This window comes from Rhodococcus sp. MSC1_016 (assembly GCF_023667485.2).
GTDB classification, from domain to species: domain Bacteria; phylum Actinomycetota; class Actinomycetes; order Mycobacteriales; family Mycobacteriaceae; genus Rhodococcus_F; species Rhodococcus_F oxybenzonivorans.
In genome coordinates, this window is sequence record NZ_JAMOZI020000001.1 from 5,786,716 (window position 1) to 5,806,594 (window position 19,879).

The 19,879-nt window shown below is 64.9% G+C and carries 16 protein-coding genes; 10 read left to right on the forward strand and 6 right to left on the reverse strand.

Going from position 1 to position 19,879, the window contains the following annotated elements; genetic code table 11:
* The first annotated feature begins 95 nt into the window (after positions 1-95).
* Together hxlB and hxlA are read left to right on the forward strand one after the other, a co-directional pair.
* Complete coding sequence (gene hxlB / locus L1080_RS27040; RefSeq protein ID WP_250777088.1) at positions 96-677, forward strand: 6-phospho-3-hexuloisomerase; 582 nt, start codon at positions 96-98, stop codon at positions 675-677.
* Positions 678-721: 44 nt separating this feature from the next.
* The gene (gene hxlA / locus L1080_RS27045) at positions 722-1,351 is read left to right on the forward strand and encodes a 3-hexulose-6-phosphate synthase (RefSeq protein WP_159926583.1); all 630 of its coding nucleotides are present in this window, start codon (positions 722-724) and stop codon (positions 1,349-1,351) included.
* Positions 1,352-1,527: 176 nt separating this feature from the next.
* Here hxlA and zwf read toward each other — a convergent pair whose 3' ends face one another.
* Positions 1,528-2,961, reverse strand: a complete 1,434-nt coding sequence (gene zwf / locus L1080_RS27050; protein ID WP_250777101.1) for a glucose-6-phosphate dehydrogenase — start codon at positions 2,959-2,961, stop codon at positions 1,528-1,530.
* Positions 2,962-3,267: 306 nt separating this feature from the next.
* Between zwf and gnd the strand changes: the two genes are divergently transcribed.
* A complete protein-coding gene (gene gnd / locus L1080_RS27055) occupies positions 3,268-4,167 on the forward strand; it encodes a phosphogluconate dehydrogenase (NAD(+)-dependent, decarboxylating) (RefSeq protein ID WP_250777087.1) in 900 nt (299 codons plus the stop codon).
* A gap of 214 nt (positions 4,168-4,381) precedes the next feature.
* On the opposite strand, the gene L1080_RS27060 is transcribed toward gnd, so the two are convergent.
* The 3 genes from L1080_RS27060 to L1080_RS27070 all read right to left on the reverse strand — a co-directional run bounded on the left by L1080_RS27060 (position 4,382) and on the right by L1080_RS27070 (position 7,126).
* Positions 4,382-5,383: an NADP-dependent oxidoreductase gene (locus tag L1080_RS27060; RefSeq protein ID WP_250777086.1), complete on the reverse strand. Its 1,002-nt coding sequence runs from the start codon at positions 5,381-5,383 to the stop codon at positions 4,382-4,384.
* A 37-nt stretch (positions 5,384-5,420) separates the two neighbouring features.
* Positions 5,421-6,323, reverse strand: coding sequence for an SDR family oxidoreductase (locus L1080_RS27065; RefSeq protein ID WP_159926575.1), 903 nt, complete (start codon positions 6,321-6,323; stop codon positions 5,421-5,423).
* A gap of 77 nt (positions 6,324-6,400) precedes the next feature.
* On the reverse strand, positions 6,401-7,126 hold the full coding sequence (locus tag L1080_RS27070; protein WP_159926573.1) for a TetR/AcrR family transcriptional regulator: 726 nt from the start codon (positions 7,124-7,126) through the stop codon (positions 6,401-6,403).
* 167 nt (positions 7,127-7,293) lie between these two features.
* On the opposite strand from L1080_RS27070, the gene L1080_RS27075 reads away from it, so the two are divergent.
* The 4 genes from L1080_RS27075 to L1080_RS27090 are packed head-to-tail and all read left to right on the forward strand — an operon-like array spanning position 7,294 to position 11,967.
* Complete coding sequence (locus L1080_RS27075; RefSeq protein WP_250777085.1) at positions 7,294-8,262, forward strand: enoyl-CoA hydratase/isomerase family protein; 969 nt, start codon at positions 7,294-7,296, stop codon at positions 8,260-8,262.
* A gap of 8 nt (positions 8,263-8,270) precedes the next feature.
* Positions 8,271-9,218: an alpha/beta hydrolase gene (locus L1080_RS27080; protein ID WP_250777084.1), complete on the forward strand. Its 948-nt coding sequence runs from the start codon at positions 8,271-8,273 to the stop codon at positions 9,216-9,218.
* Between the two features lie 11 nt (positions 9,219-9,229).
* Positions 9,230-10,693, forward strand: coding sequence for a class I adenylate-forming enzyme family protein (locus L1080_RS27085; RefSeq protein ID WP_250777083.1), 1,464 nt, complete (start codon positions 9,230-9,232; stop codon positions 10,691-10,693).
* Between the two features lie 29 nt (positions 10,694-10,722).
* A complete protein-coding gene (locus L1080_RS27090) occupies positions 10,723-11,967 on the forward strand; it encodes an NADH:flavin oxidoreductase/NADH oxidase family protein (protein ID WP_250777082.1) in 1,245 nt (414 codons plus the stop codon).
* A gap of 44 nt (positions 11,968-12,011) precedes the next feature.
* On the opposite strand, the gene L1080_RS27095 is transcribed toward L1080_RS27090, so the two are convergent.
* A complete protein-coding gene (locus L1080_RS27095) occupies positions 12,012-12,605 on the reverse strand; it encodes a TetR/AcrR family transcriptional regulator (RefSeq protein ID WP_250777081.1) in 594 nt (197 codons plus the stop codon).
* Positions 12,606-12,760: 155 nt separating this feature from the next.
* On the opposite strand from L1080_RS27095, the gene L1080_RS27100 reads away from it, so the two are divergent.
* From L1080_RS27100 to L1080_RS27110, 3 genes are all read left to right on the forward strand, one after another.
* Entirely contained in the window at positions 12,761-13,627 is an 867-nt protein-coding gene (locus L1080_RS27100; RefSeq protein ID WP_250777080.1) for an alpha/beta fold hydrolase, read from the forward strand.
* Between the two features lie 157 nt (positions 13,628-13,784).
* Entirely contained in the window at positions 13,785-15,452 is a 1,668-nt protein-coding gene (locus L1080_RS27105) for a CocE/NonD family hydrolase (RefSeq protein ID WP_250777079.1), read from the forward strand.
* Positions 15,453-15,643: 191 nt separating this feature from the next.
* Positions 15,644-16,291 (forward strand): type IV toxin-antitoxin system AbiEi family antitoxin domain-containing protein, encoded by a 648-nt coding sequence (locus L1080_RS27110; protein WP_250777078.1) that lies wholly within the window; start codon positions 15,644-15,646, stop codon positions 16,289-16,291.
* Between the two features lie 65 nt (positions 16,292-16,356).
* Here L1080_RS27110 and L1080_RS27115 read toward each other — a convergent pair whose 3' ends face one another.
* On the reverse strand, positions 16,357-19,833 hold the full coding sequence (locus L1080_RS27115) for a serine/threonine-protein kinase (protein WP_250777077.1): 3,477 nt from the start codon (positions 19,831-19,833) through the stop codon (positions 16,357-16,359).
* Between the last annotated feature and the right edge of the window lie 46 nt (positions 19,834-19,879).

Genomic DNA, 19,879 nt, shown 5'->3' on the forward strand with positions numbered 1-19,879 from the left:
CGGCCAGCCCGAACCCGCCGAGCGGCCGGGTGTCGAAGCAGGCGGTAGTTGGCAGTGTCGAGTTCACCACAGATCGGCTATTACCGAGGAGGATCATGACCGTCACCGTCGAGCAGACACGCACACGGTTCAGTGACGGGCGCCGCATCGTGCTCGACGAGAACGAGCGGCTGCTCAATTCCGTTGCGGCGGAACAATGGGACCGCGCCGGCTCGCTGATCACCTCCGCTCGGGCGGTGTTCGTGATCGGCAACGGACGCAGCGGCCTGGCCATTCAGATGGCGGCCATGCGGCTGATGCACCTCGGCCTGCGCGTGCACGTCGCCGGTGAGGTCACGGCCCCCGCGATCGGCGCCGGCGACGTACTGATCGCCGTGTCCGGATCGGGTACCACCGCATCGGTGGTTGGCGCCGCCGACACCGCGAAGAAGGTCGGGGCCTCGATCCTGGCCGTCATCACCGCATCCGACTCGCCGCTCGCCCGGCGTGCCGACGAGGTGCTGGTCTTGCCGGCGGCCGACAAGCAAGACCACAGCGCGACCATCACCCGCCAATACGCCGGCAGCCTGTTCGAGCAGTCCGTGCTCCTCGCGTTCGACGCACTGTTCCAGGCGCTGTGGGACAACGAAGACCAGACCGCCGAGCGGCTGTGGGAACGCCACGCCAACATCGGCTGACCCGAACCCCCAAACCCCCCGAAGATAGATAACAGGAGAAACACATGACGAAGCTGCAGGTTGCAGTCGATCTGCTCACCACTGCTGATGCGCTGGCGCTGACCCACAAGGTTGCCCCGTACGTCGACATCATCGAACTCGGCACCCCGCTGATCAAGAGCGCCGGCCTCAGTGCCATCAGCGCGATCAAAGCGGCGCACCCGGACAAGGAGGTCTTCGCCGACCTCAAGACCGCCGACGCCGGCTTCCTCGAGGCCGACCTGGCGTTCTCCGCCGGCGCCGACCTGGTCACCGTCCTCGGTGCCGCCGGTGATGCCACGATCAAGGGTGCGGTCGAGGCCGGTGAGAAGCACGGCAAGAAGGTCGTCGCGGACCTGATCGGCGTCGAGAACCGGGTCGAGCGCGCCCGTGAGATCGCCAAGCTCGGTGTCGCGTTCGTCGAGATCCACGCCGGTCTCGACGAGCAGGCCCAGCCCGGATACTCCATCCAGACGCTCCTCGACGACGGCAAGATCGCCGGTGTCCCGTTCTCCGTCGCCGGCGGCGTGAAGGTCGACACCATCGCCGCCGTCCGTGACGCCGGTGCCGACGTCGCCGTCGCCGGTGGCGCCATCTACAGCGCCGAGGACCCGGCCGCGGCCGCGAAGGCACTCAAGGACGCCCTCACCAAGTAGTCATCGAATCGCGAAGGCCCCGAACACGAATCGTGTTCGGGGCCCGTCGCTATCGACGGTGCGGTGTCGGCTGCAGTGTGCCTGTGTCCAAGACTGGATCAGCTTCTGTCCGCGAGCGAGGTGGGACCGAACCCCTCGATCGGTCCCACCTCGCCGAACCTCCCTGCCCTATCGGGTCAGAGTGACCGCCACGCACGGCCGGACCGGCTGAGCATCCGATCCGCCGACTCCGGGCCGGATGTTCCTGAGGGATAGTTGTCCGGTCGACCGACGCCTGCCCAGTAGTCGAGAAGCGGATCGATGACCCGCCAAGACCATTCGACCTCTTCCCGGCGAGGAAAGAGTGTGGCGTCTCCATGCAGCACGTCACAGATCAGCCGTTCGTAAGCCTCCGGGGCCGGGTCGAACACCGACCGGAAATCCATCCCGAGGCTGACCGGCTGAATGTGCATGCCACCGCCGGGGCGCTTGGCGCCGATGTGGAGCTCGATGCCGTCGTCCGGTTGTACCCGGAAGACGAGCACATTGGACACCGCAGCAGCTCGCGCGGCCGGCGAACCGTGAGCGGGCGGTCTGAAGGTCACTGCGATCTCAGTCGTCCGCCGAGCGAGGCGTTTTCCGGTACGGATGAAGAACGGAACACCGGCCCATCGGCGGGTCGCGACACCGACCGTCAGGGCCGCGAAGGTTTCGGTCGCCGAGTCGGCGGGGAACCCCGCCTCGTCAACCAACCCTGTTACAGGAACACCGTTCTCGATACCCGCACCATACTGGCCGCGGACCGACGTCTCCGACAGGGGGCCGAGGAGTTCTGTGGCAGAGAGAACCTTGATCTTCTCGGCGGCGATGCTGGCGGCGTCGAACGCGACTGGTTCTTCCATCGCGATCAACGCCAAAAGTTGCAGCAGGTGATTCTGGATGACATCGCGGGCGGCACCGACACCGTCGTAGTACCCGGCACGTCCAGTCACTCCGACACTCTCGGCCATGGTGATCTGCACATGGTCGATGTGCCGATTGTTCCACAACGGCTCGAACATCCCGTTCGCGAAGCGCAATGCGAGAATGTTCTGCACCGTCTCCTTTCCCAGGTAGTGGTCGATGCGGTAGATCGACGACGGCGGAAACACCCTCTCCAGTGCAGCACCGAGGGCCTGCGAGCTGGCCAGGTCGTGCCCGAACGGTTTCTCCACCACCACCCGGCGCCAGCCCTGCGCAGTCCGGTTCAGTCCGGTGATCGCAAGTTGGTCGCAGACCGGCTCGAACGCCGAGGGCGGGATGGACAGGTAGAAGACGTAATTGCCGGGCTTGCCGCGGCGGACATCGAGCTCGGCCAGCCGGGCGGCGAGCCGGGCGAACGCCGCGGTGTCGTCGAACGAGCCCTGTACGAGGTGGATGCGCTCGGAGAGCCCCGCCCACACCGCAGGATCGAATGGTGTGCGCGCGTGCGCGATCACAGAATCCCGCAACCGGGAATCGAAGTCTGTACTGTCGCGAGCAAAGCCGACGAGATCGAAGTCCGGCGGCAGCTGACCGCTGTGCGCGAGGTCGTAGATGGCGGGAATCAGCTTCTTGCGCGAGAGATCACCGGTGACCCCGAAAATCACCATCGACGCCGGCTCGGCGACCTGACCGGTGTTGCCGATCAATGCCTCGCCGACAACGCCCGAGCCGCCTGCCAGCGGGTTCCGCTCCTGCACTTCAGATACGGTCACTTCAGCTGCACTCCGTCTTTTTCGCTCCACTACAGGCGCATTCAGACAATGCGTCGGGTACCAGTGTCGAAGGCGGCGAGCCGGAATGCACTTGGCCGAGCGGCCAGTGCCGGCTGCCCGTCCGGACAGGTGAGGTCGTCCCGATTCCCCCGTAGACATAGATCTCGGCAAGATCGCCGATGTGAAACGGGAATGGTGACGATGAAACTGGGACTGGTCGGTCTGGGCAAAATGGGACTGAACATGCGGGAGCGTCTGCGCGACCGTGGACTAGAGGCAATCGGTTACGACCCGAATTCCGCCGACAGCGACGCGGACAGCCTCGAAGCGTTGGTCGAGTCACTTCCCGCTCCCCGCGCGGTATGGGTGATGGTGCCGGCTGGGGCGCCGACCCGTCAGGTCATCGGGCAGCTCTCTCGGCTGCTGGCACCCGGGGACCTCGTCGTCGACGGCGGCAACTCACGGTTCACCGACGACAGGCTCAACGCGGAAATTCTCGCCGAACACGGCATACGCTACCTCGACTGCGGCGTCTCCGGCGGGGTGTGGGGACGCGAGAACGGGTACGCGCTGATGGCCGGCGGCGACGCGGCCGACATCGACCGATTGATGCCGGTCTTCGATGCGCTGCGCCCGGACGGTGAACGGGAGGATTCATTCGTGCACGCAGGACCGGTCGGCGCCGGCCACTACGCGAAGATGGTGCACAACGGTATCGAATACGGACTGATGCAGGCCTACGCCGAGGGGTACGACTTGCTCGCGGCGGAGGAATCCATCGTCGACGTGCCCGCGGTCCTGCGCGCGTGGTCCAAGGGCACCGTGGTCCGTTCCTGGTTGCTCGACCTCCTCGTGCAGGCGCTGTCCGACGATCCCCAATTGGCCGCGATCTCCGGCTACACCGAGGATTCCGGTGAAGGCCGCTGGACCGTCGAAGAGGCCATCGCCCACGCGGTCCCCGCGCCGGTCATCTCCGCAGCCTTGTTCGCACGGTTCGCGTCCCGCCAGGACGACTCCCCCGCCATGAAAGCGGTTTCGGCACTGCGTAATCAGTTCGGAGGACACGCCGTACGGTCCGCCGCATCGGCCGGAATCGCCTGACCCGGAACAACCTCGACCGAACCGAACATCACTCGCCACGCCGAAACCTGTGCCGGCTGACGTATCCGAACGATCTCGCCCGGTTCCTGCTTGCCTGCAGCACCTAACCATGGAGTCCAACGGTAGTGAAATTTGCGCTTACAGATCCGCAAGTCTTGGTCGTCGCCAACTCATGGTTTCGATGAGCCGGGTCGGCCTGGTGCTGCGAAGAATCTCACCTGACCTTGACGACGACCTTGCCCTTCGCGCGCCCCTGGTCGACGTATGCCAGAGCCTCTTTGGTCTGTTCGAACGGAAAGATTCGGTCAACCACTGGACGTATGGCGCCGGAATCGATGATGGACGTGAGCTGGCGCAACTGGTCTCCACTCGATTTCATGAAGAGGAAGGAGTATGTGACGTGGTGACGCTTGGCGTTCCTTCGGATTCGAAAGCTCAGAAGGCGCATCACCTGTTGCACGATCCAGTTCAGGCCGGCTTCTTTCGCGAAAGTGTGATCCGGCGGACCTGCAACGGAGATGACCTTGCCGCCCGGTTTGAGAACGCGCAGCGAGTTCGCGAGTGTGTCCCCACCGAGGGTGTCGAGGACGAGATCGTAATCGCGCAGGACCACCGCGAAGTCTTCCTTCTTGTAGTCGATGACGATGTCGGCACCTAGGCGCTGCACCCAGTCGATATTCGCGGTGCTCGTCGTTGTGGCCACGGTCGCACCGAGGTGCTTGGCCAATTGGATCGCGAAGGTACCCAGCCCACCAGAGCCGGCATGGATGAGAACCTTCTGTCCGGCCTGCAGATTCGCCCTCTCGACCAGCGCTTGCCACGCGGTCAGGCCAACCAGAGGTATCGAAGCCGCCTCCTCCATGGTGAGCTCTCGTGGCGCGAGAGCCACATCGTCCTCCCGCATTGCGATGAGTTCCGCGAAGGCGCCGATCCGGCCTTGATCCGGCCGCGCGTACACCTCGTCGCCTGGCCGGAATCTCTGTACATCACGTCCAACCTCGACGACCACTCCGGCCAGGTCATTGCCCAACACGATCGGTAGGCGATACGGCAGGACGGGTTTGAGTTTTCCCTCTCTGATTTTCAGGTCCAGCGGGTTCACACTCGCGGCGTGAATCTGAACCAGGACGTCACCGGGGCCCACTTCCGGGTCGGGAGTGTCGCCGAACCGCACGCCGTCATTGTTTCCGTAACGATCGAGAACGAATGCCTTCATCGTCTTTTTCTCCTTGCTCTTTGTGTCGGGGCGTCGCTCAGGCGGAAACCGGGGATCGTTCCCGGCTGGACGACTCGAAGCGGGGAACGAGTTGGTCGTTGCGGCCCAAGGCGGCAACTTCGGTCTCGAGCGACGGGATTGTCAGGGCAGAGAACCGCCTCGTCCACGGCCAGACCAGCGGTGAGTTCAACAGTGCCTTCGCCCAATTGGCGACGACGACGGCCCGCGGCACATAGACGCGACTGCGCCGGTAGGCGAGTCCGTCCACAATCGCCGAGGCCGCCCGATCGACACTGGTCGTGACGTTCCCCGGATACGGCAGGCGGTTGCGCATCTGTTGGAAGGAGGGAATGTCGACCTCGGCGCCTCGCACGAGGTCGGTGTCGATCCACGACGGATGAACCAGACCGACGGTGATCCCGAGATGGGCCACTTCGCCGCGGTAGGCGAGCGCGAGCGCCTCGACCCCGGCCTTGCTCGCACCGTAGGAGGCAAGGCCGCCTATCGAGGTGAAGGACAGCGCCGATGCCACGATCAGCACGTGGCCTCCGCTGCGTTGCAGATGGGGTGTCGCATGCTTGAGTGTGCGGAATACGCCGTTCAGGTTGATGTCCACGACTCGCTCGAAGGACGCTTCGGCCGCGTGCCGCACAGTTCCGTAGGCGGCCACTCCGGCGTTGGCGACGACCATGTCCACACCGTTCATGGCACCGGCGCACTCGTCGATCGCGGACTGCAACGCCGTGCTGTCGCGCACGTCGGCCTCGCACCAATGAGACGACGGCCCCAGTTCCGTGGCAAGGGCTTGCAGTCTGTCGGGCTCGAGGCCGATCAGAGCGACACGGGCCCCCTGGGCCGCGGCCAGGCGCGCCACCTGCTCGCCGATGCCACGCGCGGCCCCCGTGACAATCACTTTCCGTCCCACCAGATCTCGTTTCATGGCTCGACTGTAACTTCGTTATGTGACGAGCGCAATGGTCCTCCGGTCCGGATCTTCCACTGACTGCGGCGAGCTCGCTACGCGCCCGAGGCCACTGCCGACTCGCCCGCCGAACTTCCCGCCGACTGGTCCGACCCGTACAGGCGCACCGCCCGCTCGTGTGAAGCCTGGGCGAGTTCGCGTGTGTCACCGAGGCCGACGGCAAAGTTCACTCCCATCGGCAACATAACCTGCAGCACCGCGTCGTCGAACTCGGCGAAATGCTCGCCCAGCTCCAGGGTGATGTAACCGTGGACGTAACTCCACAGCTGTGCAGCGACCACCTCCGGGGCGTGGGGCTCGATTCTGCCGGAGCTCTCGAGACGTGCACATGCGTGGATAACGCGTGCGTAGGCTTCGCGGAACGCCAGGGAATGTCCGCTCAATCGCACGTCCGACTCCAGCGGCCGGTAGGTAGAGCGGGTGGACAGTCCGAACATCAGGTCGTATAGATGGGGGTTCGCGCGCGCCAGACGCCGACACGTCAATGCCAGTGCGAACAGATCCACGACCGGATCCTCAGTCTCCGGCACCCGGGAAAAGGCGGTGCCGAGTTCGGTGAACCCATGGTCTGCGACCGCGCGGACGAGCTCGGGTATCCCGCCGAAGTGGTGGTAGACCACCATGGTCGACAGACCGGCCGAGGACGCCACGGTTCGCGCCTTGATCGCGGACGGGCCCTGTTCGGCCAGCAGGCCGACCGTGGCCAGAACCAACCGTTCCGGAACACTCCCGGGAACCGGCACCGACGACGTCTCTCCCATATCTACACCTGACTTCGCTCCGCTGGGGCATCCATCTATCCGAGTGACGGTTGCCACTAGCCAATAACGAGGTTACAGTACTCCTATAACGAAGTTACCATCGGCTGGCACCGACGCCGCACGCCGGACATGCTTCCCCCTTCCTCCATTCACGAAGGTGAAATCTCATGACATACACAACCAAGGGACATCTCGAGGTCGAGGACCGCGGAGAGGTGTTGATCGTGCGGGTCGACGGCGGCCCGCACAGCCTGTTCGGCATCGATATCGCCAACCAGCTCGAGGAGTTGGTAGACCGGGTCGACCGGGATCCGGGCATCCGCGCCGTGGTGTTCACCGGCACACGTCCGGGCCGATTCGTCAGCCATGCGGATGTGCGGTGGCTCCAGGAAGAGGGGGCGGCGGTCCCGCCGTTCGGCCGGCGCGGTGCCTCCGCGATCGCGCGGGTGGCCCGAGGCGCGGATCGCGCCCGTGCCCTCGAACCCGTGATGCGCAAAACCCCGCTGTGGGGCGCAGTCCAGCTCGACCGTCTGCATGCGACGTTCCTGCGGATGAACGCCAGCGGCGTCATTTTCGTTGCTGCCCTGAATGGTTCGGCGCTCGGTCTGGGTGCGGAGTTCGCCTGGGCGTGCGACCTGCGGGTCATGGCGGACGGAGATTTCTTCATCGGTCAGCCCGAGGTACTGCTGGGAATTAATCCGGGCGGTGGCGGCACCCAGCGCCTGACTCGACTGATCGGCACCCATCGTTCCCTGGTCGCCATCCTCGAAGGCAAACCGTTCACGCCCGCGCAGGCCCTCGCCAACGGAGCCGTCGACGAGGTTGTTGCGCCGGGCGACGTGGTGACTCGGGCGGCCGAGCTCGCCGAATACTTCGGCGCTCGCCCGAGGGAAGCGGTGGCGGCGGTCAAGCGGTCGGTCTATTTCGGCGGCTCGATGTCGCTGTCGGAGGGATTGCATGTCGAGCGCACCGAGTTCCTCGGCACCGATCAGTCCGACGACGGCCAGCAGTTGATGCTCGACTACCTCGAGAGCACCGATTCCACCGGTGAGCTGCCCCTCTACAACCCGGACATCTACAAGCAGGCGCTCGAATCCGGACGCGTGCCCGGGACCCGCTCGACGAACGGACAGTGAGACCAGCCATGGCCACCAAGAAGCCCTACACCCGTCACGACGTCCTCTTCTCCTCCGGTGACAGTTCCTGCGCGGCATGGCTGTATCTGCCCACCGGCGTCACGTCGCCGCCCGTCGTCATCCTCGGGCACGGCCTCGGAGCCACCCGCGACATGCGCCTGGACGCCTTCGCCGAGCGTTTCGCCAAGGCAGGCATCGCCGCCTTCGCGTTCACCTACCGGCACTTCGGCGACAGCGGCGGCCATCCCCGTCAGCTGCTGTCGATCAAGAAGCAGCTTGCCGACTGGGATTCCGCCATTGCGTGGGTCAAGGCTCGTGACGGTCTCGACAGCACACGCATTGCCGTGTGGGGCAGTTCCTTCGGCGGTGGACACGCCATCACCGTCGCGTCACGGCATCCGGAACTGCGAGCCGCCGTCGCCCAATGCCCGTTCACCGACGGGCTGGCCTCCGCGCTCGCCCTCGGCCCGGCCGCCTCGGTGAAAGCCTCGCCTCTGATCGCCCGGGATCTGGCGGCCAAGGTTCGCCGCCGCGAGCCGGTCATGATTCCGCTCGCCGGCGCACCCGGTTCACTGGCCCTGATGAATGCCCCGGATGCACTTCCCGGCTACCGGGCTATCGTGCCGACCGGGGCGACGTTCCGAAACGAGGTAGCGGCCCGAGTGATTCCCAGCCTGGTCACCTACCGGCCGGGGCGCGCAGCACAGAACATCGACTTCCCGATCCTGTTCTGCATCAGCAACACCGACACCGTCACCCCACCCGCTCAGACCCTCCGATACGCGCGTACCGCACCGCACGGTGAGATCAAGACCTACGACGCCGGACACTTCGACTTCTACCTCGGCGAACCCTTCGAAGACCTGGTCCGCGATCAGACCGAGTTCCTCACCCGCCATCTCGATGCAGCGCCCGCCACACCCGCACCGGGCCGGGCCGCATCACACCGAAGGTGAACACGACAACCATGACGTTCGCATCGCTGCCCGACCGCCGCGCCGATCTCGACCCGCACGGACCCGCGGTCTCCGACGCCAGGAGCGCACTCACCAATGCGCAGTTGCTCGACCGAGTACGCGCGGCCACCCGCCACCTCCATCAGCTGAAAATCGGGCAGGGAGACGTCGTTGCCGTGAAGCTGACCAACCGTACAGAGTTCGTGGTGCTGCTGTTCGCGACCTGGCGACTCGGCGCCACCGTCACCCCGGTCAACCCGGCCCTGACCGACGTCGAGGTGGCTCGGCAGCTCGCCGACTCCGGCGCACGCTTGCTCGTCGTCGAGGACGCCCCGACTCCGGCGGGTGATGTCGTCACTCTCCGCGTCGCTGATCTGTACGACGCGCCCGTGGCGGCGGACCCCGCACCTCCCGCAGATACGTCGGCCCCCGCACTCCTGATCTACACCAGCGGCACCACCGGAGTGCCGAAGGGAGTGATGCTCGACCACACCAACATCGACGCCATGGCCGAGATGGGCGCCCAGGCATTGCAACTGGGTGAGGCAGACCGATGCCTGCTGATCCTGCCGCTGTTCCACGTCAACGGCATCGTCGTCAGCGTCCTCACCCCGCTGCTCGCCGGTGCCAGCGTCGTCATAGCCGGCCGATTCGATCCCCGAACCTTCTTCGATCTCGTCGAATCAGAACGCCCGACCTTCTTCAGCGCGGTGCCGACGATCTACAGCATCCTGGCGGCCCTCCCCGACGACGTCCGACCCGACACGTCCTCACTTCGTTTCGGTATCTGCGGCGCCGCACCCGCCTCAGCGGAGTTACTGGCCAGATTCGAGGACCGGTACGGCTTTCCCCTCCTCGAGGGCTACGGCCTATCTGAAGGGACCTGCGCGTCCACTCTCAACCCTGTGTCGGGGCCCCGGCGCGCCGGAACGGTCGGGATTGCCTTCCCAGGACAAGAGATTCGCATCGTCAACCCGAACGGCAACGACATGGGTGTGGGAGTTGACGGCGAGGTCGTCGTTCGCGGCCCCAATGTCATGCGCGGCTACCTCGGCCGCCCGGACGACACCGCCCGCGTCCTCGTCGACGGATGGCTGCACACCGGCGATATCGGCCACCTCGATGCGGAAGGCTATCTGACACTGGTCGGGCGATCGAAAGACATAATCATCCGTGGCGGCGAGAACATCTACCCCAAGGAAATCGAGGATGTCCTCGCTGGCGACCCGTCCGTGCTCGAGGCCGCCGTGATCGGCGTACCCGACCACATTTGGGGCGAGGTCGTCGTCGCCTACGTTCAACCAGCACCCGATTCGACCGTCGATCCGGCTGCGCTGCACGCATTGTGCACGCAGAAACTCAGCCGCTACAAGCGGCCGACGTCGATCGTCGTCGTCGATGCCATCGCCAAGAACGCGGTCGGCAAGATCGACAAGAACACACTTCGGGCCGCCCATGCCCCTGCGCCATCGTAAGAATCAATCCCTGCGAAAGGTACTGCTTCATGGCCTCCCTGCACGATCCATTGCCGTTGCCCTGCGGTCAGATACTTCCGAACCGAATCATGAAGTCCGCGTTGAGTGAAGCGCTCGGTAATCGGCGGAACTCTCCTGACCACCGCCTCGAACAGCTATACGCCACCTGGAGCCGAGGTGGCTACGGGCTGCTCGTCACCGGCAACGTCATGGTCGACCGCACCCAGCTCGGTGAGCCGGGCAATATCGTCATCGAGGACGAGCGTGATCTCGACGCGCTGACCCGTTGGGCCAAGACGACCAAAGATGCCGGTGTCCCGATCTGGGTTCAACTCAATCATCCCGGACGCCAGGCGAACCCGCTCGCCCTCGGAAACACTCCCGTCGCTCCGAGTCCGGTGCCGCTCGATATTCCCGGCGCGTCCACCCCGCGGGAGCTGACCTCCGGTGAAATCGAGGGCATCATCGAACGTTTCGCCGCTGCCGCGCTCGTCTGTGAGACAGCAGGTTTCGACGGCATCCAGATTCACGGCGCACACGGCTACCTCGTCGCCCAGTTCCTCTCACCGCTGGTGAACCGGCGGGATGACGAGTGGGGTGGTGACCCGCAGCGGCGGATGCGCTTCGTCCTCGCGGTCGTGCGTCGCATTCGCGCGCGGGTGTCACCGGGCTTCGCGGTCGGCATCAAACTCAACTCGGCCGACTTCCAACGCGGCGGATTCACCGAGCACGAGTCCCGCGCGGTGGTCGCGGCGCTGGCCCAGGAAGGCCTCGACCTGATCGAGGTCAGCGGAGGAAGCTACGAGTCTCCCGCCATGATGGGCAGTGCCGCGGCCAGTACCCGCGCTCGTGAGGCATACTTTCTCGACTACGCACGCACTGTCCGCGCGCTGGCAGGAGATGTTCCGCTGGCGGTGACCGGCGGTTTCCGCTCCCGCACCGCCATGGAGGGGGCAATCGGGGCCGGGGAGTGCGATGTCGTCGGAATCGGACGGCCCACCGCGACGACCACCGATGCTGCCGACGTCATCCTCGCCGGGCGCGCCGATGCCCTCACCACACATCAGTCGCGATCCGGAATGCGGGGTGTCCTGGGTAGGGTGGTCGACGTCAAAGCCCTGGACGGGCTACTCGACCTCGGCTGGCACACCGACCAGCTGCACCGCATCAGCGCCGGTCTCGAACCCGATCTGAATCGGGGGCTGCTCGCCACCACGGTCGCACTGTTGCGTCGCAACGGCCGGACATCCTTTCGCCCCAAGCGCGGCGGCTAGGCCGGCCGAGGTCAACCGGCGGGCCGGCGACCTGGGGGCGGTGCTCACGGGGAGTTCGGCTCGGCGTGCTCCAGGAGCCGGCCCGCGTTGGCGATTCCAGACGCCAGTATCTCCGCCGACAGCTGTTCATCGGTTACGGCTCGGGCGAGCTGCATCGTCCCGACAAGTACGGCAATGAGGCCAATGGCTGTGCTTCTGGCGGAAGCTGATTCGTCTCCGCCGGCGTGGCTCGCCACCAGCTCGATAATTCTCGCGATTCCTTCGGTGTATGCACTGCGGATCTCGGTGCTCGAGCGCCCGATCTCATCCAGTAGGGCGGCCGACGGACAACCCTGATCTGGATGATCGCGATGGTCGCACGACAGGTACTCCTCGACGAATGTTTGGAGCGAACCGTCGTCGGAGAGCAGCGAACGCAGCGCTTCCTCCTGCGCTGTCAACTGATCCGTGACGGTAACGGCGACGAGCTGGTCTTTGGAACCGAAATGCGCGTAGAAAGCGCCATTGGTCAGACCTGCGTCCGACATGAGCGCACTCACGCCGGAACCATCGATACCGCTGCGCTTGAGTCGCCGACCCGCAGTGTCGAGTATCCGACGACGCGTCTGAGCCTTGTGCGCTTCGTCGTACCGCGCCATTTCTGCACCACCTTGCTTCGTAGGTCCCACGACGTCTTCCTTGCCAGCCGCGAGTCTACGCGATAACCTGACGATCGTAATATTATGGTCGTACGCTAATCGGCTCGACGGTCCGCCGCAAGCGATCAATGTTCGAGCCTGAAGGAGTAGTGAAAATGTCTCTTCACAACGCGCAAGAGAGCGACGCAATTGCTTGGGCAAAGGCGTCGACGAAAGTCATCGACGTCAACGGTGTGCCGTTCGCATACCGCGAACTGGGGCCCCGGGGCGGAGTGCCGGTGGTGTTCCTCCATCATTTCACCGCGGTCATGGATGACTGGGACCCCCGGGTGTTGGACGGCATCGCTCAGCACCACCATGTGATCGCGTTCGACAACCGCGGGGTGGGTGCCAGCGGCTCACGAGTACCCGCCGACCTCACGCAGATGGGCGTCGACGCAATCGCGTTCATCCGCGCTCTCGGCCACGACACCGTCGACTTGTTCGGTTTCTCGCTCGGAGGTGCGGTGGCTCAAGTCATCGCGCTGCGAGAACCTCGGCTCGTGCGACGAATGGTGCTCGCCGGTACCGGGCCGCGTGGGGGCAGTGGCATCGACAAGATGGCTCGAATCGTCACCAGTGCGTATCTGAAGGCAGCGTTCACGCGCAAGGACCCACGGCACTTCCTTTTCTTTCCCCGCACCTCTGAAGGAAAGCGTGCAGCGAACGACTACTTCGCACGTTTGGCCGAGCGAATCGACGGCCGCGACAAGCCGATTTCCATCCATGCCAGGTTTGCACAAATCGCAGCGATCGTACGAGGCGGAAAGGCGACTCCGGACGACCTGTCGGTGGTCACCCATCCCACCTTCGTCGCAAATGGCGACCACGACCTGATGGTCGCGAGCGAGCACTCGGAGGACCTGGCGCGGCGACTGCCGAATTCGCAGTTGACGATCTACCCCAACTCCGGACACGGCGGGGTCTTCCAGTACCACCAGCGATTCGTTCCTGAAGTGCTTGAATTCCTTGCCGAGCCCTGAGCTGGGTACGTTTCCTTGCCTACTCGTACCCGTTTGTGTACCGTCTAAGTGACCGCAATCACAGGATCCACACCCGGTGCTCACGCACACTCCAGGCGCGTTCCCGAGCGCCGGGTGTGCATCGAGTTGGTGTTCGAATGAAGGTAGGAAACCCGAAATGAGTCAGATCAGCATCGATCTCAACGTGGAGGTGCCGATGCGCGACGGCACGATTCTCAGGGCTGATGTCTATCGGCCGACGGCGCCAGGTTCGTATCCGGTGCTGATCCAGCGCACCCCGTACGACCGGACGGGATCGTTGAACGTTCTGATCTTCGACACCCTGGCCGCGGTGAAGCGGGGTTACATCGTCGTGCAGCAGGACACCCGCGGCAGATTCGACTCCGACGGAGAGTGGCTGCCCTGGGCCTACGAGCAGAAGGACGGGTACGACACCGTCGTCTGGGCGAGTGGACTTCCCGGCAGCAACGGCAAGGTCGGCATGTTCGGTGGAAGCTATACCGGTCAGACGCAATGGGCCGCAGCTCTCGCTGCACCGCCAGGCCTGGCGGCGATAGCCCCGCAGATCACCTGGAGTGACCCAGCCGATGGTCTCATGTTTCGTGGCGGTGCAGTCGAACTCGGTCTCAACGCGTGGTGGACGCTCGCCCAGTCCTTGGCGCAGTTGCCTAAAGTCGTCGAAGATCCCGACGAGTTGCTGGGCGCGATGGCAACCACGATTGCGGATTTCGACACATTGGCTACCAAGGGTTACTGGGAGCTCCCGGCGGCGCCGCTTCCGGCCCTGACCCGGGCCGGCCTGCCCGACATCGGTGTTCAACGCGGTCTGCAGAACCCCGACACCACCGAGGAATGCCGGGTCGCCGGCCACCACGACCAGGTCACGGTGCCGAGCCTGAACATCGGCGGTTGGTACGACGTCTTCCAGCAGGGAACGCTCGACAACTACATCGCGATGCGCGAGCGCGGGGTGCCGGCCCGTCTCGTGGTGGGCCCGTGGCCGCACGTGAATGCCTTCAGCTTCGGCCAGATCGGCGACGTCAACTTCGGGCTGCTGTCGGAGGTCGCCCCCGGAGCCAAGACTATGACGGACTATCAGCTCGATTGGTTCGAGAACTACCTTCGTGACGGGTCGGACACCAACGATTCGGGTGCACCGGTGCAACTGTTCGTCATGGGAATCAACCAATGGCGCGACGAGGAAGAATGGCCGCTCCAGCGTGCGGTCGCCACACGTTTGTACCTTCACGGAGACGGCAGCCTGTCCTTCGACCAGCCCATCGATGAGCAATCACACAGCGACTTCACCTATGACCCCGCCGATCCGGTGCCGACGTGCGGCGGCAACCTCGTCATGTCTACCCAGTTCCCGGCCGGACCGAAAGATCAGGCAGCGGTCGAAAGTCGCGCCGATGTGTTGGTGTTCTCGACTCCGGTGCTGACAGAAGACCTCGAAATCACCGGCAAGGTCACGGCCGAACTCTTCGCCGCCACCGACGGACCGACGACCGACTGGGTGGTCAGGCTCTGTGATGTCGACGAAAACGGCGTCTCCTACAACATCGTCGACGGGATCACCCGCGTGAGCACCGAGCCCGAGAGCATCGACAAGGCCGAGATCGATCTATGGTCGACCAGCATCGTGATCAAGGCCGGCCACCGGCTTCGAGTGCACGTGACCTCCAGCAACTTCCCCCGCTGGGACCGTAACCCCAACACCGACACCGAAGTCGACGACGCCAGCAAATTCCGCGTCGCACGCCAGAGCATTCACCACAACGCACTCCACCCCTCGCACCTCGTACTCCCGGTCATCCCCCACTAACAAAACCCTCACCACGAACGATGACGGCCGGGCCGGCACGCGTTCACCTGTCACAAGGAAGCACGCGCCTTCCCGGTCTCTCTCCGTCTGGTGTCGCTACGACCACACAGTGTCTATGCGCGGGCTTGTCTCCGAACGTGCATTTCGTAGGCTTTAACCCTACGGAATGCGCTCAGAGGGGTGATGTAAGTATGGCTCTGGCGCATAGCACCGCCGTACCGGCACCATTGGCTCGCCTGCCATTGCGTACCTTCCGCCCTCAGGACGCCACCGATGTCTACGCCCACCCGCGGCCCGAACTCGCCCGCCTGGTTAAGCGCGGTGTCCTGCACCGCGCCGCCCCCGGCTACTTCATCGTCGTTCCTCCGGATCAGACCGGGCGCCCTTGGATACCAAATCTCGAAGCCACCGCTGCCGGAATAGCGACCGCGATCTATGGGCCCGACGACGCTATCGTAATGGGCATCAGCGCCGCTCGCCTCCACCACGCAATTCCCCGGGCATTGGCCACTGCAGTCATTGCCGTCCCCCGCCGACACCGGACGATCACCCTCACCGACCGGGCCGCGACCATCCGCTTCCTCCGCCGCGACACCCGAAAACTCGATGCCGAACGGGCGGACACCCCCCTCGGGCCGGCACTGGTGACGACCCCGGAACAGACCGTCCTCGACCTGGCGAGGTGGCCGTCCCTCGGAGATACCGAGAACGAAGTCCCTACGGCCGTCACCTCGCTCTACCGGCGCAGCGACCGCGAACGTCTCACCGCACTCGCCGCCGACCAGGGACTGACCACTGCCCTCACCCGCGCCGAAACCTGGGCGCGGGCGGCCTCGTGAACCTCGACGAACGCGAGAGGGTCGCCGCCCCTACATCGACTTGGGCGATCCAGCGTCGTAGTCACTCACGTCGGTTGCTTCTCCAACTCGTCGAGGTACTGGTTCAATCCGGTGGACGTGGCGGCGTCGGCGTGCTCGGGAAGATGTGTGCGGAGACGTCGTGCCAACCTGCTCACCGCGGGTCCGGCGTCCATCACCGGTCGTACCAGCCCGAGTCGAGCGCACTGCTCGGCGAGCGGCAACAGCTCCGTCAGTGCCTCATCTTCCTGTCCCATGGTGGCCAACACTTCCACCTGCAACAGCGCGGCATTGAGGAATGCCCGCGGGCGAACCCGTCGATCGATCGACTCGACGAGGGCGTGTGCCCTTTCGTAGGCGGGCGCGAGGTCCTGATCGTGGGCGGTCAGAGCTGCCCGGATCGCCGAATCCTCATCCAGTTCGAAAGTCACGACGGCGATTCCGTTGTTCCGGTCGGACATTTGTCGGCTTTCGAGGTCGAGAACCGGGGCGCCGGGAGCGGCGTGTCCGAATCCGGCTCGGACTCGTTCGTTGGTGATTCGCGCGGCCAAACGGGGCAAGCCCAGTTGCTGCGCCAGCTGGGCACCCTCGTCGAGACGCGCCTTCGCCGCATCCTTCTGTCCGAGCAGAATTTTCAGCCGGGCACCCGTGCCGTAGGTGGCAACCATGAAGTCGACGGTGCCACCCTCGGCACCCAAGGTGTGGCTACGGTCGAGGAGTTGATCCGAGTCGGCGAGGTGCCCCTGTTCGTACAGCAGGTCGCCGAGTAGGGCAGCGGTGAGCCGGGTGCCGTAGCCGAGACCCTCTTCGGCCTCCGAGGCCAGCGTCATAGCGTGCCGGAAACTGGCCTCAGCCGCCGGCAGATCGAGTTGTTCGCGTGCCGCGATCCCTGCCATGCAATATCCGTACAACACGCTGAAGGGCCCGGCGGACCGTTGGTGGAGGGGAAGGGCCCATTTTTGCCATCGGCGGGCTTCGTCGAAATCGAATTGGTAGATAGCGCGGAAGGACGCGACGTCGGCGGCTCCGCACAATACCCATGGCCGCAGTGTGTCCGCCCGGGCCATACACTTCTCGACGGTCTCATCGAGTCCGTCGATCTTGTCGTCGAACGCGATGACAGCAGCCCGGATGGATGTCACTTCGACGCGCATATCTACGACAGCGTGGTCGCCATCGTCGCCGCTGGCCAGTGCGGTCTCCGCGACGGACAGATTGTGTTCGGCGTCGCGCGGATGATGCAGCAACGCGTGCGCCCACGCGACAGCGATGTGTAAGCGGGGCCGATCGGTAGTTCCCTTCGCCGGCAGCTTCGCGGCGAGGCCGAGAAGCGTTCCCATCTGCGACTGCTCGAGTAAATCCATCGCGGCGTCCTCGACCAGGGTGACGGCGTCGTCCTCTTCACCTGCGAGGAGGTAGTGATCGACTGCCTGGCTGAGAAGGTGCCGGTCCGCGAACCACCGACCTGCTCGACGATGAAGCTCGACAATTCGGTCGGGATCGTCACGCTCGAGGCGGTGTTGCAGGAACTCGGCGAACAGATGGTGGTAGCGGAACCATCTCCCTTCCTCATCGAGCCGTCGCAGGAACAGATCACGGGACTCGATGTCCTCGAGCTTCGCTTGCCCCTCCCGGCTGTCGGTGAGCGCGCGTGCCAAGCTGCCGCAGATTTTCTCGGTGATCGAGGTCGCGAGGAGGAAATCGAGGGTGCCTCGATCGAGACTGCCGAGGACGTTCTCGGCCAAATACTCGCCTATTGCCCGATTCCCTCCGGACAGGTGGTCGATCAGCCTCCGTGGGTCCGGGTGATCACGCAAGGCCAGTGAGACCAGTTGCAGTGCCGCTGCCCATCCATCCGTCGACTGTTCGAGCTCGACGATGTCGGGTGCGTCCAGGTGGAGGCCGGAGCGGTCCACCAACAACTGGGTCGACTCCCGGACGTCGAACCGCAAAGCGGAGGAATCGATTTCGACGAGTTCATTGCGCACGCTCATTCTACTGAGCGGCAGACCCAGCCGGGTGCGGCTGGTGACGATCAAATGTAGATGGTGGCAACCGTGCTCGAGCAGGAATGCCAGCGCCGACCGTGTGTCCTCATTGCTCACGCGGTGCCAATCGTCGATGACCACTGCGACGTGCTGGTCGGCCGAATGAAGCTTGTCGATCAACGAGGTGAGAACATACCGTTCACGGTCCGCGCCGTAGACTTCGAGTTCACGAACCAGCTCTCGCCCGAAAGCTGGTTCCGCCACCGCAATGGACTCGATCAGGTGGGTGAGGAACCAGATGAGCGTGTTGTCGTCGTTGTCGATCGTCAGCCACGCAGTCGCCACCCCTTCCTCCCGCAAGGCCGCGAGCCGTTGAGCGGCAAGCGTGCTCTTACCGAACCCGACGGGTCCGTGAATGAGCACTAGACGCCGACGCCCGCTCCGGCGGAGGCGCTCGAGCAGTTGCGTGCGCGCCACCGTCACCCCCGGTGTGACCGGTGGACGGTACTTGGTGGACGCACTCGGTGGCGGAGGACGATCCAGCCGGGTCCCGCTGCCCCGTCGGTATCGAAGGTATTCGGACACGCCGACCTCTACCTCATCCGGGGGTAGGAAGGGGCGGTCTTCCTCGTCGACGATCGGAAGCGGGATGTCCCCTAGAACAAGACCGATGTATTCGCCCGCCCGTCGCAGCGCGGCGCCCAGGTCTGCAGCAGTGGTGGGGCGGTCGGCGGGGTCTCGGGCCATTGCCGACTCGACCACGTCGCACACCGCATCGGGGATTCCCGCCTCTCGCAGATCGGGCAGCGGCTCCGTGCCGATGCGCATCAGCTGGGCGAAGACCTGCTCGCCGCGGCGACGGGCATACGCCGGCCGGCCCGCCAGTGCCGTGAACAGTGTCGCCCCGAGGCCATAGATATCCGTGACCACCGACGCGTCGGCGCCGCTGAGCAGTTCCGGGGCGGTATAGGCGGGCGACCCTGCCACCAGACCCCGGGTGGTTTCCTCGCCGCCCGTGATGCGGGCAATGCCGAAGTCGGTCAGCTGCGGCTCGCCGTACTCGGTCAACAGGATGTTTCCCGGTTTGATGTCGCGATGCAGCACTCCCGCGCGGTGCGCGGTCTCCAGAGCACCGGCGAGTTTGACACCGACCGCCAGTGCCTCGGCGGCCGTCAACGCGCCGTGCTTGGTGATCCAGGAGTCGAGGGAATCACGGCGGTGAAACGGCATCACAATGTAGGGGCGACCGGTGTAGGTGATTCCCGCTTGCAGCACATGGACGATGTTCGGGTGTCCGGACAGCCGCCCCATCGCCTGTTGCTCGCGCAGGAAACGGGCCCGATCCATGTGGTCCGGGTCGGGGCTCAGGACTTTGACGGCGACCACGCGGTCGAGCGTCGGTTGCCGGCACCGGTACACGATGCCGAAGCCGCCGCGGCCGACGATGCACGCGTCCTCGAAACCTTCAGCCGCCAACTCCGCGACGAGGTCTACGTCGACCTGTCGTTGCGTGCTCTCGGTGTCGTCGTCCGCCATGGCAAGCCTCAGCGCACTTTGCCCGGTCCGCCGATTCTCCACGCCC

What these genes read in the sequence shown, in the direction of transcription:
- hxlB (WP_250777088.1), top strand. Translation starts at nt 96, where the DNA reads ATGACCGTCACCGTCGAGCAGACACGCACACGGTTCAGTGACGGGCGC.
- hxlA (WP_159926583.1), top strand. Translation starts at nt 722, where the DNA reads ATGACGAAGCTGCAGGTTGCAGTCGATCTGCTCACCACTGCTGATGCG.
- zwf (WP_250777101.1), bottom strand. Translation starts at nt 2,961, where the DNA reads ATGGTGATTTTCGGGGTCACCGGTGATCTCTCGCGCAAGAAGCTGATT.
- gnd (WP_250777087.1), top strand. Translation starts at nt 3,268, where the DNA reads ATGAAACTGGGACTGGTCGGTCTGGGCAAAATGGGACTGAACATGCGG.
- L1080_RS27060 (WP_250777086.1), bottom strand. Translation starts at nt 5,383, where the DNA reads ATGAAGGCATTCGTTCTCGATCGTTACGGAAACAATGACGGCGTGCGG.
- L1080_RS27065 (WP_159926575.1), bottom strand. Translation starts at nt 6,323, where the DNA reads ATGAAACGAGATCTGGTGGGACGGAAAGTGATTGTCACGGGGGCCGCG.
- L1080_RS27070 (WP_159926573.1), bottom strand. Translation starts at nt 7,126, where the DNA reads ATGGGAGAGACGTCGTCGGTGCCGGTTCCCGGGAGTGTTCCGGAACGG.
- L1080_RS27075 (WP_250777085.1), top strand. Translation starts at nt 7,294, where the DNA reads ATGACATACACAACCAAGGGACATCTCGAGGTCGAGGACCGCGGAGAG.
- L1080_RS27080 (WP_250777084.1), top strand. Translation starts at nt 8,271, where the DNA reads ATGGCCACCAAGAAGCCCTACACCCGTCACGACGTCCTCTTCTCCTCC.
- L1080_RS27085 (WP_250777083.1), top strand. Translation starts at nt 9,230, where the DNA reads ATGACGTTCGCATCGCTGCCCGACCGCCGCGCCGATCTCGACCCGCAC.
- L1080_RS27090 (WP_250777082.1), top strand. Translation starts at nt 10,723, where the DNA reads ATGGCCTCCCTGCACGATCCATTGCCGTTGCCCTGCGGTCAGATACTT.
- L1080_RS27095 (WP_250777081.1), bottom strand. Translation starts at nt 12,605, where the DNA reads ATGGCGCGGTACGACGAAGCGCACAAGGCTCAGACGCGTCGTCGGATA.
- L1080_RS27100 (WP_250777080.1), top strand. Translation starts at nt 12,761, where the DNA reads ATGTCTCTTCACAACGCGCAAGAGAGCGACGCAATTGCTTGGGCAAAG.
- L1080_RS27105 (WP_250777079.1), top strand. Translation starts at nt 13,785, where the DNA reads ATGAGTCAGATCAGCATCGATCTCAACGTGGAGGTGCCGATGCGCGAC.
- L1080_RS27110 (WP_250777078.1), top strand. Translation starts at nt 15,644, where the DNA reads ATGGCTCTGGCGCATAGCACCGCCGTACCGGCACCATTGGCTCGCCTG.
- L1080_RS27115 (WP_250777077.1), bottom strand. Translation starts at nt 19,833, where the DNA reads ATGGCGGACGACGACACCGAGAGCACGCAACGACAGGTCGACGTAGAC.